We start from the raw sequence: 14443 nt of genomic DNA, 5'->3' as shown, positions 1-14443 counted from the left end.
CACCATCAAGCCTGACGAATGCGCAAACTACTTCACAAACGCTGGCTATGCTTCCGTCAAAACGTGAAACGCTCTAGGCGCCTTCCGCAGCCATTATCCGACGGTGTCTTTGAATGTAACGGCCGGCACACCCGGGATGGTCATGGATGCGGTCATCAACAGAAGGGCCGTCGTCGGCTTCGGCGGCACCATGTCGGTCAAAAACGATCAGATCATTTTCGAAAAGATCGGCCAGCAGGCGATGGTTCCCGTCGCGGCACCGGATCATCCGCTTGCGATGCTGCGGCGGCCGATGACGCTTGCCGACGTACGGGACGAAACCCAGCTCGTGGTCTTCGACGCCCCGGGGGTGATGAAGGGCCGGGACTTCAACGTATTCTCCCTCAAGACCTGGCGGGTCAGTGACAACGCGACGAAACATCTGTTCATCCGCGGCGGACTGGGCTGGGGCGGACTTCCGGCGTCCGTAGCCAAGGACGATCTCGCCGACGGCCGTCTCGTCCGCCTCGACTTTCCTGCCTTCGATCAGCGCGAATTCCCGGTTCACGCGGTCCGCAATATTGCAAACCCGCCCGGGCCTGCGACGAGATGGCTGATCGCGGCGTTCCAGGCGAGGCTTTCCGGCGAGGGCGAAGGCCGAGAGCCTGGAGAACAAGGTTTCGAACACGGCCTCACATTAGCCGATCGCTGAGGCAGGCGGCGAACGCATTAGCATTCAGTTCGGCGACTAATCGCTAGGCCGTGTCTCACCCAGGTTGGAACCACCTGCCGGGGAGCTCAGCCAAAGAGCCATGATCTCAGCCTTGGGCACGGCTTTGCTGTAAAGGAACCCCTGCGCCGAACCGCATCCGTTTGCCGCCAGGAAGGCCGCCTGCTCGGCGGTCTCGACGCCTTCGGCCACCACACTCTGTCCGAGACAGCGGGCGATGGAGAGGATCGCCTTCACCAGTTCCTCGTTCCGCCTGTCGGTGCTGTTGATGAACGACCGGTCGATCTTCAGCGTGTCGATCGGAAAACGCGCCAGATAGTTCAGCGCCGAATAGCCGGTGCCGAAATCGTCGATGGCGATCGAAAATCCCATGTTGCGCAGTTCGGAAAGCATCTTCAGCGTTTCATCCTTCTGATCGAGCAGCAGGCTTTCCGTGATTTCGATTTCGACCCATTCCGCGCGGCAGCCGGTCTCCTCGAGAATCTCGGCGATCGACCTTAACAGTCCGGCGGATTGAAATTGCTTGACGGACAGATTGACCGCCACCTTGTGCGGCGCCTGGCTGCCGGCATTCATTTCGGCCGCGGTCTGGCACGCCTCGCGCAGCACCCATCGCCCGAGTTCCACGATCAGCCCCGTATCTTCCGCAACCGGAATGAAACGGGTTGGAGGGATCATGCCCATCTCGGGGTGGCGCCATCTCAGCAGGGCTTCGCAGCCGACCATTGCGCCGCTGTCCAGAAGCACTTTCGGCTGGTAGTGCAATTCCAGCTCTCCACGCTCGATGGCACGGCGCAATTCCGATTCCAGCCGCATGCGCTCCTCGGCGCTCGCCGTCAGGTCCTTTGAGTAGAAACGAAAATTGTTTCGCCCCGAGCGCTTGGCGAGATACATCGCCGAGTCGGCGTATTTCACGAGATCGTTGGCGTCAGCGCTGTCATCGGGATAAAGCGCGATGCCGACGCTGCATGAGATGAATACCTCCTGGCCATCCAGCAGGAAACGTTCCTTGAACTTCTCGAGGATCGTGCCGGCAATCCGGCCGAGATCGCCGGCCTGGCGGATATCCGGCAACAGGATCGCGAATTCGTCGCCGCCGAGACGCGCGACGGTGTCGTAGTCGCGAACGCTTGCATTGAGTCGCGCGGCGGCCTGGCAGAGCAACTGATCGCCGACGGGATGGCCCATCGTATCGTTGACCACCTTGAAATGATCGATGTCGATCAGCATCACGCCGGCCCGCTGGCCGCGCGATACGGCTGAAGTGATCATCTGCCGCAATCGATCGTTGAACAGCGATCGGTTCGGTAACGAGGTCAGAGGATCGTAAAAGGCCATCTGGTGGATTTTCTGGCGCGAGACATTCAACTCGGTCACATCCCGCGATACGCCGAGAACCCCGACGACTTCTCCTTGCGCACCCAAGACCGGAACCTTGCGTGTCTCAAGAAGAACGGATTGCCCGTTCTCCTGGGAAATGACCCATTCCTCGTTGACGAGGATGCTCCCGGCCTGGATCGCCGCTTCATCGAACTCCCGGAAGGACTGAGCCCTTTCGGCGTCGAACAGCTCGAAATCGGTTTTTCCGACGACCTCGGACTCCGTCTTCCCCGTCAGTCGCTCGAATGCGTGGTTGCATAAGAGATAGACGCCGTCCATGTCCTTCACCCAGACCATATCAGGCATGGTCTGAAGCACGCTGAGCAGCTGCGTCCGCACGGAATTTATGGCTTCTTCCGCCCGTTTTCGCTCGGTAATGTCGCGCGAGAATGCCAGAAGCGTGTTGACCGTGGGATCGGCGCTCGGGCGTTTGGCGACCGACAGCTCGAACCAGCGCGTCTCGCCGTTCGGCAAGGAGATGCTCATGCAGCGACCATAGGCCACCCCCTCTTTGGCAGCCGTGCCGAGCGCCTCCATTGCGATAGCCGCCTGGTCAGGCGCCAGAACGTCATTGACCGTTCTGCCGAGCAGCATCTCCTTCTGCTGGGCCAACAGTTCGGGGCTTCTCGTCCAGACCTGGAGATAGCGGCCGTCCTCATCCACCTCGAACAGAACATCCGGAATGGCGGTGACGATCCCCTCCGCGAATTCGAGCGCCTTCGTGAGGTCTCGTTCCGCCTGCCTGTGCTCGGTAATGTCGACGACGGCGCCGATCAGGCCGGCCGGATCGCCGTTTTCTCCCGTCAATACCGCCTTGTTGACGGCGACGTCCCGCACGGCGCCGTTCGTTGTGGTAAACTTCCTTTCGATGTAATGGGCTCCACCCCTTTCGAGGAGCGCCTCATTCTCAGCGAAATAGAGTTCAGCCAGATGCTTCGGATTGAGATCGAAATCCGTTTTCCCGATGATCTCGTCGCGCCTGCGGCCGACGAAATCTTCGAAAGCCTTGTTGCAGCCGATGTAACGGCCATGCGTGTTCTTGTAGAACACCGGAAGGGGACACGCGCCGAGCAAGACTTCCGGAAGAGCCTCCCGGGTGATAGCGGCGTCCTGATGCTGCGCTCCATCCCGCTCGTGGCCTTCCAGGAAAAGGGCCGGCTGCTGGAGCGGTTGGGACGACGACTTCATCATGGATATCCTCACCATACGACCGGCCGGATGTGTCATTCATCCGGTCGAGAATTCTCTGGAAAAGCCGCCCAAGTCATTTGAGGCGCAAACTGATGAAGATGTAACTGCAGGAGCGCCGGCCCGCTGCAACCGAGCACGTCACTCAGCCCTGAATACTGCGGCCAGAAAATTAAGAGATCGCTGCGTACTCCCGCAGCGCCTCACCTTTGGGCGCGCGATCCGGATCGAACCGCGCAATTTGGATACTGCCGACCTGCTCTGCTTTGATTTTCATCGCCGGCGAACGGATCGGGAAGGGACATAGTGCTTATCCGAAATCCGAACAGCATGGCCAATTTACGATGTTTTCGTGCGGTTTTTCCCGCAAGAAGCTGGTTTCGTTGGTTTTTCATGCAGGCGTTTACGCTTCTGAAACCAGACCGTCCGCAGTTTTGAACCATTCGAACGGGGTGCTGCCCGTGCCTCTCCGCCATGAAGACGGGTTGCGGGACAAGCCAGAATAGGCGCTGCTCATCAATGGAGATGGCATGCGCTCAGAGGGGAAAATGTTCAATAATTCGCATGCACATGGCGGCAGTTTTTCTCAATATAGAGCAGACGGCGCGAGCCAGTCCGCACCGACAGGCCGGAACATCCCCATCGTCTGGCATTCCTGACGCACGGAGCCGCGTCGGTCCGGGAGCCTTCACAACAGTCTTGCCGGCGAGCGACGGCGACGGCGGTTCGAAGAGCTGATGTCACGACGTGAGCCTTGCATTTTCCGGCGCGAATCCAGGCCATGAGGGCCGATCTCCCGATAAATCATGGTGACGCTCCCGTCCGGCGCAAAACACGGCGGCAAGCAGCGGGCCAGCAGCAAAAAATTCAAGGCATCTTTGAGAACGGGCTCAACGGCCTGTGCGCCGAAGGCAGCTCGGCCGATTTATACTTTTCCTGATGGAGCGTGAATGGTGGTTGGTTCGGATTTGGAAAACACGGTGACGCCGCCCGGCGAGTCCCATTCCTCCGTGGCGAAATATATCCGCTCCATCGGGCGCCATTACGTCCTCGCCGTCGTCGTCATGACAGTTCTGATCGGGGCAACCTTCCTGACGGTCAAGGTGGCACTCGATCGCCATTCCCTGCAGCAGAACATCAGCTATCTGATCGGCCGCCAATTCATTCGCTTCCAGCAGCTTGCCAATCAGACCCGGGCGATCATGCGCGCTTCGGCCGATCCGAACATGCCTGAATATATTGTCAGGCCGATGGTCGAGGACGTTCAACGAGCGATCGACGACATCCGCGCCATGAACACACAGTTGAACGCGTTGAATGTCGAAGTCGAGGCGAACCTCCTCGAACGGCTGAACGGGCGGGATGCAGCATCTGAAAAATTGCGTCTGGAACTTGACGGACGGCTTGAGGACTTTCTTGAAAGAGCTGAACGCGTCGTGTCCGCGAAAATGCTGGATCGGCGGGAGCGTTACAGTTTCTGGGGGCCGATCGACTTCGCCGTTTCATCCGACAGCATGCTCATGCGTCAGTTCAGCGCCTTGATCGAGAGCGCGCATAATCGGAGCGACGTGAGCATAGATCATACCCGCCTGATCAGCGCAGTGCTTCTCAGCCTCACTGCGGCAACACTGATCCTGGCGACCATCATTCTGTTCATACCGCTTCTGATAAAGCTGCGCACGGAGCATCGGCGGTCGCTCGATTTCGAGATCAAGCTGACGCATCTGGCGCATACGGACACGCTGACAGGCCTTGGCAACCGATCTTCCTTCAATGAAGCGCTGAACGGGCTGTTCGGTTCGGTCGAGCGGACGGGCGCCGGTTTTTCCATGCTGCTGGTCGATCTCGATCACTTCAAGGCCACCAATGACAGTTTCGGCCATCCGGCCGGGGATGCGGTTCTGAACCATGTGGCAAGCGCGCTGCAGAAAACGTTCCGCACCGGCGATGTGGTTGCACGGCTTGGCGGAGACGAGTTTGCCGCTCTCCTTCCTGGAATTTCAGATGCGGCGACGCTGGAAGGAATTGCCAGGCGCGCGGTCGTGGCCATTGCAACGGAGTGTCATTTCGAGGGTCGGCTGCTGCCGGTTTCGGCCAGTGTCGGAGGCGCGGTCGTGCCCGGCCATGCCTCCGATGAGGTGACGCTTATGCGCATCGCCGATCTGGCGCTTTATGCCGCCAAGGCCAAGCGTAACACCGCCGTCATCTTCGATGAGGCATCCTTCGCCCAGCGGCTGGAACAGAATCGGCTCGCGGCGGCCCTCGCCTTTGCGGCCGATCGCGACGAGTTCGTCGTCTACTATCAGCAGAAGGTCGATCTGCAGACCGGCGGGCATCTCGGTTTCGAAGCGCTGGTGCGCTGGCGCCACCCCCAGCTCGGCATTCTGCCGCCTGGCCGCTTCCTGCCGCTCATGGAAGGTCATCTCATCCAAAGCATGACGCGTTGTATCGTCGGTATCGTCGCTCGTGATCTGAGAGCATGGAAGGCTGCGGGTCTGAGCGTCGGATCGGTGGCCATCAACCTGCCGGAAGCCCTGCTGGTCAGCCACGACGGTTACGACCTCATCGCCGCGGCGGTCAAAGCAAACCGGCTCGATTGGCGTGATTTTGCCATCGAAGTCACCGAGGACGTCTTTCTCAATCGCGGCGCCGATCAGATTGCCGAAACCATTTCCCGTTTCCGCAAACATGGGGTGTCGGTCTCGCTCGATGATTTCGGCACCGGTTTTGCCTCGCTCGTGCATCTGCGCGACTTCCCCTTCGACGAACTGAAGATCGACCGAAGCTTCGTTGCCGAGATCGGCAAGGATATTCGCTCGGAGCAGATCATCAGGGCAATCATCGATCTGGCCCGCAACCTCGGCAAACGGTGCGTCGCCGAAGGCATCGAGGAAGAGAGCCAGCGTGATTTCCTTTTGAACGCCGGCTGCGAGATCGGCCAGGGTTACTTCTATGCCAAGCCGGAACCGGCTCTCGCGGCGGTCGAACGATTGGCCCGCCGGCCGTTTCTGCGCGGGATATCAGGCCGATCACGCAAATTGCGGGCTGAAACTGTCTCCTGAGAGAGGCGCTGCACAGGAACGGTGCGGCAGGATTCATCAAAGAAAGAGGGGAACGAATGAAACGGGGAATCATACGGGCATGGCTTGCCGCGGCTCTGGCGGCCGCAGGCCCCGCTGCACAAGCTTTGGCGGGACAGGACATGGCGGTTGATGTCGTGCATTTCTGGGTGTCGAAAAGCGAGTCCGCAGCGCTCGACGTTTACCGCAAGGCCTGGGCCGCCGCCGGCAACCGATGGGTCGATATGCCGGCGGAGAACAAGGTTGCCGTCCAGCGAGCGGTGAGCGATCGCATCGCCAACGGATATGCGCCGGCGGTGATGCAGTGGAATGCCAACGAGGGATCGCGCGAACTGCCGGAAATGGGCATCGTGCAGGATATGGACGATGTCGCGCAGGCGGATCATTGGCAAGACGTCATTCCCGCAACGGTTCTCGACCGAATCTCCTACAAGGGGAAGGTCTACTTTGCACCGACCAATATCCATGCCGAAAACTGGCTATGGACCAGCACGGCGGCCTTGGCCGAAGCGGGTGTGAAGACGCCGCAGACCTGGGACGAGCTCTTCGACGCGGCTGAAAAAATCAAAGCGACGGGACGTCTGGCGATTGCACTCGGCGGGGCGAGATGGGAGGTATCTCTCATTTTCAATGACATCATCTATCACAAGTTCGGTCCGGAAGGTTATGCTCGCCTGATGAGCGGCGACGCCGAGCTCGTGCAGGATCCCCGCATGATCGAGGCCCTCGATCTGCTGCTGCGTCTCTCCAACTATGTGGAACCGATCGAACAGCGAAAGGACAAGACATGGGCTGATGCCACGGCGGCGGTAGGCCAAGGCAAGGCCGGCATGCAGTTCATGGGCGACTGGGCCAAGGGCGAGCTTTCAGCGCGCGGCTACAACGTCGACAGGGATTTCGATTGCAGTCTGGTTCCGGGCACATCAATCGCCTATTTCATGGTCATCGACGCCTTTGCCTTTCCGCTGACCAATCGGGACGGCACGGCAGAGGCGCAGCAGGCTTTCGCACGCATGGTGCTCGATCGCGATAATCAGGTGGCCTTCAGCCGGATCAAGGGATCGTTGCCCGTCCGCACCGATGTCGATCCGTCCGGACTTGATCGTTGCGGCAAGCTTGGATTGGAGATGATCAAGGCAAGGAAAGGCGAAGTCAGTGCCCAATCCCAGGCCATGCCGACCCAGATGTCGGAAGGCTGGATCGCCGTCGTGGGCGACTTCTTCAACAATCGGAACATGTCCCCTAGAGAAGTTCAAGAACGCCTGCACGACCTGCTGATGCAACGCTGAACACAGGTTTCATGGGCAGGGACCGTTGTTGGCCGGCGCTCGGGAGTGCCCGTCGACCCTCGCCTGCCCATCATCCAATATTTCAGTACGGTTTTGCCGTCGGTGCGGCGATCTCACGCGGCCCCGAGGGCGCCACGCATCGGCGCAGTGACAGCGTTGACATATGGATGACGATTGCCGATGCCGGCTCCTCGATATCCATAATTCGCAGGCATATCCAATACGCGCAGAAAACGGCGCCTCCGCAGCCTGTTTTCGCCGGAACTTGCAAGAATTAACAAAGGCTTAAGCGTCCTTAACACATCTTGCCCTCACTCTTTTTATGTTCTGTGCGGCGGTGTTTAATTGAAGTCGTTTCATTCATATTTATTCGGCCAGGCCCTCGACGCCCTTCGCGGTCTGCGAGGGAACAAATCCGGCAACGTCGGGATTGTGGTTGCCCTGAGCCTGGTGCCGATGCTCGTCGCAGTCGGCGCGAGCTTCGACTACATTCGCAGCTACAATGTCCGCCAGAGGATGCAGAGCGACCTCGATTCGGCCCTGATCGCCGCCGTCAAGCAGATCAACAATACCGCGGACACCGACGCCCTCAAGCTGAAGGTCTCCGACTGGTTCCACGCACAAGTGGAAAACAGCTACACGCTTGGCGAAATCAACATCGATACATCAAATCACAACATCACGGCGACGGCGAACGGCACCGTGCCGACGACGTTCATGAAGATCGCCAATATCGACACCGTCCCCGTCAGCGTGGCAAGCGCCGTCAAGGGGCCGTCAACGTCCTATCTCAATGTCTATATCGTCATCGACACCTCGCCGTCGATGCTTCTGGCGGCAACGACGGCGGGCCAGTCGGCCATGGCTGCCGGCATCGGCTGTCAGTTCGCCTGCCACACCGGCGACTCACACAAAATCGGCAACAAGACATACGCCAACAACTATGAATACAGCTCGGAAAAGAAGATCAAGCTGCGCGCCGATGTCGCCGGCGACGCCGTCAAGGACGTGCTCGCCCTGATCGACACATCCGACCAGAATCACGAACGGATCAAGGTCGGACTGTATAGCCTGGGCGATACGCTGACGGAGGTTCTCGCCCCGACGCTGAGCACGAGCACGGCGCGCGCACGCCTTTTGGACTCGAGTTACGGCCTCACCAGCGCGACCTCGAAGGCCGCCACCTATTTCGACGTTTCGCTCGCCACGCTCAAACAGAAAGTCGGCGCCGGGGGGGATGGAACCTCCTCGGGCTCGCCGCTCAAGCTGGTTCTTCTGTTGACGGATGGCGTCCAATCAAAACGCGAATGGGTGACCGACAGCGTCGTATGGAGTAACGGCAAGGCGATCTCCGGCGCATACTGGAATAAAGTCGCGCCGCTCAACCCCGATTGGTGCGGCTATCTGAAAAATCAATCCAATACGATGGCAGTGCTTTACACCGAATATCTGCCGATCACCTCGGACTGGGGTTACAACGCGACCGTCGGCTCGACCATGGCGAGCGCCAACTGGAAGAACACCTATGGCGGCACTATGCAAAGCGGCGTATCGACCAGCATCACGCGGCGGGACTACATCCCCTATGCGCTAGCCGATTGCGCGTCGTCGAAGAGCCTGTTCATATCGGCATCCTCGTCGACCGAGATCACCGCGGGCCTGTCGGCGCTCTTCACCCAATATCTCTCTTCCGTGCGGCTGACCCAATGAGCCGGAGAAAACCATTCGCACCGCTGCGCCGTCTGGTCGGCGACCGCAAGGGGGCTGCCGCGATCGAATTTGCGATCCTGGCCCTGCCGCTCTTCATCATACTGTTCGGCATTATCGAAGTGTCGCTGATGTTTTTCGTCAACTCCGCGCTGGACGCTTCGGTTCACAAGATTTCCCGAATGATCCGCACCGGCGAGGCGGCGTCCTCCAAGATCACGCTGGCCGGCTTCAAGGCCAAGATATGCGGCGACATGCTTCTGTCCTTCAACTGCTCCAGCGGTCTCGTCGTCAAGGTGAACGTGCTTTCCGACATGTCGTCGGCTGCCAGCACCGATCCCATCGACAGCAGCGGCAAACTTGCCGTTACCGAGACGTATGATATCGGCAAGGGCAGCGACTACATCCTGGTTCAGGCGTTCCTGCCATGGACGGCCGTCGTCAATTTCCTCAGCCTCTCGAGCGCCAAGCTTTCCGACGGCAGCTATCTGCTTGGATCTTCCGCTCTGTTCCGCAACGAGCCCTTCTGACATGACCATGAAACGGAACCTGTCCCTTTTCCGGTTCGCGCAGTCCCGCATCCGACATCTCGCACGCGACAGGTCGGCTGCTTCGGGGGTGGAATTTGCGCTCGTGCTGCCGATCCTGGTGATGCTGCTGTTCGGCACCGTCGATCTCGGCCATGCGCTGACGGTCAGCCGAAAGATAGACGAGATCGCCTCGTCCACAGGCGACATGATAGCCCAGCAGAGCTCCTGGACGAAGTCCGACGTCGCTAAGCTTCTTTCCGGCGCCAGTTTCATCCTGCAGCCCTATGACACCAGCGAGCTGACGATCTCGGTCGCGGTGAATGATGTCAAAGCGAGCGGCAGCCCGACCGTCAACTGGTCTGCCGCGCTGAACACCTCAGCAGTGAATTCCGGCACCACGAGCGCCGTCGCGATCCCCGCGACAATCCAGGAGACAGGCGTGCAGGTCGTGCTGACCCGTGTTCAATACACGTTGACGACACCGGTCTCGGCATTTTTCTCAACTTTCACCGGACAGAACGGCTACAGCTTCGATCGCTATTTCTTCAATCGCCCAAGAGTCAGCGACACGATCAAATACAACTGAGCCAAAAGTCCCTCGCAATCTCCGGACGCTCGGATCAGTTGTCGTCGGGCCAACAATGGTGCATTGCCTCAGCCGATCAGAGCGTCGCGTCCAAACACGCGCTAAGGACACGCTTCAGCGACAAGAGGTATGGAAATGTCACTAGGAAGAGTTTGCGACTGCATGGGACGGTTGCCGATCATTGCGGCGATCACTGTGGCGGCCGTACTATATTCGTTAGGCCGTGCCGGTGCGGCACCGGGAGACTGGCAATGGGCGCAGGATCCGGGCAGCCATTGCAAATTCGTCGCACCGGTCTCCCTGACCAGCGGCCCTACTTTCTGGATCGGCGCCTGCGTCGACGGCAAGGCGTCCGGGGAAGGCATGCTGCGCCGCCGGGATGGCGACAAGGTCGGAGCAGCCTTCTTCGGCCGGATGAAGGACGGCGTTCCCGAGATCGGCGTCGTCGATCTGACCGAGGGATATAGAGCCGGCAGTTTCAGTGACGGCGACATCGGCAGTCAGACCGAGTCCGATCCGCAGGACCGGATAAACGCCTTTCGCATCGCGGCCGAAGCCGCGCGGCTGGTCGGCGCCAAATATGCCGCCGAGAAGAATGCGGCATCGGCCCGCCACTATGAAGAACTTGCCAAGACCTTGGAACAGCAGAACGATTGAGCGATAGCCACATGAGCGAGACGCTGCAGCGACGATCCTTCCTGGCGGGATTATGGGCAGGCCTATCGGCCATATTAGGGTCGATGCGGCCGGCGTCGGCGGCGAACCAGCCGCCACGCGCACCAGGAGATGCCGAAGGCCGCGAAGGCAAGGCCGGCATTCATCCCTGGATCAACGTCGGCGAAGAGGTGAGCGCGGAGATCATGCTGGACGGCAGGGTGGTGGGCCGGCTGGATTATACCGCGACGCTTCCCGGCCTGAAAAAGCCGCCGGCCGTGGTGTTCGATCTGCCGCCGGGGCTCAAGCGGCTGCAGTTGCGCGGCGCGCTGAGAGACTCCGAAGGCCGGGCCGGATCGTTCTCGAAGACATGGACCGTACGCGACATGGCGCCGATTTCCGCTCCACTCTATGACAGCTCGCAGCCGCTGATCGACCGGGTGCGTGCTTTTGCCCAACGATCCGGACTGGCGGAGGTGGACGCGCCTCGCCTGCCCGCCGGCATGACGGCGGAGGCGGCTTTCCAGCAGTTGGAAAAGCGTCTGAATGTCCAGCTGCCCGTGCCGCTGCGCCAGCTATTAGGTGGAGCGGACATACAGATCGACGATTCCTTTTTCCGGCCGCCGCAGGATCTCGGGACGGTGAGCGAACTGCTGCTCAAGGATTGGGGTTATACCCGCAGCGGGGGCGCAACCGCACTCGACACGCTGCTGCCCGAGGCTGTGCGGGCGCGCTATGACAGGAGCGTGGCAGTGTTCGTGGAAGTCGGCGACGGTCTTGGCGCACTGGCCTGGGATCCGGCCGGCGTCAGCCCGCAGGAGCCGCCGAATGGCTGGGGCGACAAGGGAAATCCGGGCGCGCAACCCGCGACGCCGAATGAGGGCGTATGGTACTGGCTGCACCAGGAGCATATTGACGAGCCCGAACTGCTGCTGGACGACGATTATCTCCCCCGAAACGCTGAAGCCGCGCTGACCAACGCGTTCCAGCGCTTCGCCCTGTCGCAGGCCGCCTATCCCGAGACCGAAGACGAGCTCGTCATCGACAGCGCCCATCCCCGCAATCTGCTGCAGCTCAATTTCGACGGGCCGAAAAGCCCGCGGCTCTGGCTGCGCAGCTACGACTATCATTACAGCCTCTACTGAGCCGTCGGGCTCATTCCGGGAGCCTGACGATGCCGTATGGATTGAACTTGAATTCGTCCACCTCATAGGTGGAATTGAAGGAGAGGCTTGCCCGGCGCTCCTTCAGCGTCGGCTCGAGTCCCCGCTCGGCGATCTCCCCGGCAACCGCATCGATGATGGCGACGATCTGTCGTTCGCTGCCGGCTGTGTCGGGCACATAGACCTCCGGCAGTCCGACGAGATGGAAGCCGACACTCTCCAGATACCCCCGCGCAGAGAGCGGCCGCTTCGCGAAGGCCAGCCGGCCGATCCGCTGCTCTGCGAGCCGGTCGGCGGCCTTCTGCGCCTCGTCTGCCTGCCGGATCAGCTCTCTCCACCGATCGAGCCCATGTGCAATACCGGCGCTTTCACCCTTCACGGCAACCGCTCCCGCGCCGATCAAGCGGTCGACGAGGCGGAGCGCCAGCATCGAAACCTTCAGCGTCTCGGCCTGCGCCATGCTCGGCCCGAGGATGTAGAGCACGGATTGATGATCGGCGACGGCTTGTTCGTCCGCCGGATCCCACGCATCGGGCTCGACCCGGTCCCAGCAAACGTCGAACGACCGGCTCATCCGGTCATCAGGCTCGGCCTGCGAATACTCCTCATCGAGGCTGAATCCGGTGGCAAAGTCACGGATCGCCTGCGATGCCGCCTCGGACAGATGGCTGAGATCGCGATCCCGCCCGAGAAAACACAGGACATGCCGAGGTGTCACCGACGATGCCTCCTCCTGCGTCGTCGTTTCTTCGCCGGATTCCGGGCTGGATTCCTTGCCCAGAGATGGTTTCCAGCCGATCATGGCCCATATGGAGCCGAGGAGCGCGCGACGCATGAGCTTCATCAAGCCTTCCGTTCGGTCGAATGTTCACGGCTCAGCCTTGTAAACATCCGAAATCCGAAACGAAAGCAGGATCATCATGAAAGAGATGATGCCGCCGCACGCCGACGGTCAGGCCCAGATGTCGCCTGGGGTGAAACCTTCGGTGAAGGGATCGTCATTGTCGAGAACGAGGGTATTCAGGCCGGAGATCCAGCTGGTGCCGGTCAGCGTCGGGACAACGGCGGATTTGTCGCCAATCCTGGCCTCTTCGACCAGCCTGCCGGTGTAGATATTTCCCAGGATACCCTGATGCCGGAAATCCTGATTGAGCGGCAATTCACCCTTCGCATGCAGAACGGCCATCTTCGCGCAGGTACCGGTACCGCAGGGGCAGCGATCGAGCGCTCCCGTCCAGGTGGCGGGATCGGCCCAGGAAAGATCACCCGTGGCCATTGTCACCGTATTCTTCCAGTCGGCGTTCGGATCATCCGTCGGTCCCGACAGCTGTGAGATCGTAATGCCGACGCCGGGATAATGCGGATGGGCAACCGGCAACTGTTCGATCGCCGCCTGCCGGATCATCGCGGAAACACGCGCGATCTCCCGCCCATGTGCCGGGATAAGTTCAAGGCCCTTGAACTGCCTGACATCGGCGATGACATAGAACATGCCGCCCCAGCCGACATCGACGGTGACCTTTCCAAGATGCGGTACGTCGATGACGGCGTCGAGATGGGCGGCAAATGCCGGCACGTTCTTGAAGGTGACGCTCTTGACCTTGCCGTTCCGGCATTCGGCCTTGACGCGAATGAGGCCGGCCGGTGCCTCGAGAACCAGCTCGGTGACGGGCTCCTTCATCGGAAGCATACCCATCTCAAGCAGGACCGTGACCACCGAGATGGTGTTGCCGCCCGACATCATCGGATATTCGATCTGCTCCATGATGACATAACCGGCATCGGCCTCCGGATGACAGGGCGGCACGATGATGTTGCAGCAATGGGCGGGATAGCCGCGCGGCTCGCGCAGCATCAGCTTGCGCAGTTGGTCGTCATTGCTCTCCAGCCATTTCATCTTTTCATAAACGGAATTGCCGGGAATATGCGGAACGCCGCCCGTGATCACGCGCATCGGCGTGCCGGCGTGCGTATCGACCGCGTGAATCGTCCTTTTGAATCCCATTTTTGCTTCTCCCTCTGTCCGGTTGCGAACTCGTTTTCATGAGCGCCGTCGGTTTCCCTGTCAGGAAATCGGCGCGTCTCATCTGGATATAGCCTTTGTAATATCGTATACGATATCTGAAAATGCAAACTCGTCAACCGGGAAGACAGAAA

The 14443-nt window shown here is 60.2% G+C and carries 11 protein-coding genes and 1 pseudogene; 9 read left to right on the top strand and 3 right to left on the bottom strand.

Translation table 11 applies throughout. The features are described from left to right. Nucleotides 1–82: 82 nt before the first annotated feature. Nucleotides 83–691, top strand: a pseudogene (locus CO667_RS23425) (substrate-binding domain-containing protein); the annotation flags it as partial. Between the two features lie 36 nt (nt 692–727). Here the strand turns inward: CO667_RS23425 and CO667_RS23420 are convergent. After that, nucleotides 728–3277, bottom strand: a complete 2550-nt coding sequence (locus CO667_RS23420) for an EAL domain-containing protein (RefSeq protein ID WP_097620695.1) — start codon at nt 3275–3277, stop codon at nt 728–730. Nucleotide 3278: 1 nt separating this feature from the next. Between CO667_RS23420 and CO667_RS34955 the strand changes: the two genes are divergently transcribed. The 8 genes from CO667_RS34955 (at nt 3279) to CO667_RS23385 (ending at nt 12268) form a co-directional block, all read left to right on the top strand. Further along, nucleotides 3279–3584, top strand: coding sequence for a hypothetical protein (locus CO667_RS34955; protein WP_143540743.1), 306 nt, complete (start codon nt 3279–3281; stop codon nt 3582–3584). 643 nt (nt 3585–4227) lie between these two features. Then, a complete protein-coding gene (locus CO667_RS23415; RefSeq protein ID WP_097620681.1) occupies nt 4228–6339 on the top strand; it encodes an EAL domain-containing protein in 2112 nt (703 codons plus the stop codon). 56 nt (nt 6340–6395) lie between these two features. Further along, the gene (locus CO667_RS23410) at nt 6396–7646 is read left to right on the top strand and encodes an ABC transporter substrate-binding protein (protein WP_097620680.1); all 1251 of its coding nucleotides are present in this window, start codon (nt 6396–6398) and stop codon (nt 7644–7646) included. A gap of 345 nt (nt 7647–7991) precedes the next feature. Beyond that, a complete protein-coding gene (locus tag CO667_RS23405) occupies nt 7992–9356 on the top strand; it encodes a TadE/TadG family type IV pilus assembly protein (RefSeq protein ID WP_097620679.1) in 1365 nt (454 codons plus the stop codon). Beyond that, nucleotides 9353–9883: a TadE/TadG family type IV pilus assembly protein gene (locus CO667_RS23400; protein WP_097620678.1), complete on the top strand. Its 531-nt coding sequence runs from the start codon at nt 9353–9355 to the stop codon at nt 9881–9883. The genes CO667_RS23405 and CO667_RS23400 overlap by 4 nt, the downstream gene beginning before the upstream one ends. Before the next feature lies 1 nt (nt 9884). Next, nucleotides 9885–10469 carry a TadE/TadG family type IV pilus assembly protein gene (locus CO667_RS23395; protein WP_097620677.1) on the top strand — a complete coding sequence of 195 codons (585 nt, stop codon included), beginning with the start codon at nt 9885–9887 and terminating at the stop codon, nt 10467–10469. Between the two features lie 135 nt (nt 10470–10604). Next, nucleotides 10605–11126 carry a hypothetical protein gene (locus CO667_RS23390; protein WP_097620694.1) on the top strand — a complete coding sequence of 174 codons (522 nt, stop codon included), beginning with the start codon at nt 10605–10607 and terminating at the stop codon, nt 11124–11126. Nucleotides 11127–11137: 11 nt separating this feature from the next. After that, a complete protein-coding gene (locus tag CO667_RS23385; RefSeq protein WP_210421748.1) occupies nt 11138–12268 on the top strand; it encodes a hypothetical protein in 1131 nt (376 codons plus the stop codon). A 10-nt stretch (nt 12269–12278) separates the two neighbouring features. On the opposite strand, the gene CO667_RS23380 is transcribed toward CO667_RS23385, so the two are convergent. Beyond that, nucleotides 12279–13130 carry a hypothetical protein gene (locus CO667_RS23380; RefSeq protein ID WP_097620675.1) on the bottom strand — a complete coding sequence of 284 codons (852 nt, stop codon included), beginning with the start codon at nt 13128–13130 and terminating at the stop codon, nt 12279–12281. Between the two features lie 108 nt (nt 13131–13238). Further along, nucleotides 13239–14291, bottom strand: coding sequence for a proline racemase family protein (locus CO667_RS23375; protein WP_097620674.1), 1053 nt, complete (start codon nt 14289–14291; stop codon nt 13239–13241). Between the last annotated feature and the right edge of the window lie 152 nt (nt 14292–14443).

Source organism: Rhizobium sp. L43, assembly GCF_002531725.1.
Classification (GTDB): domain Bacteria; phylum Pseudomonadota; class Alphaproteobacteria; order Rhizobiales; family Rhizobiaceae; genus Rhizobium.
Note: the sequence above shows the minus strand (reverse complement) of the source record. Positions and strands in the feature narration are given on the sequence as shown.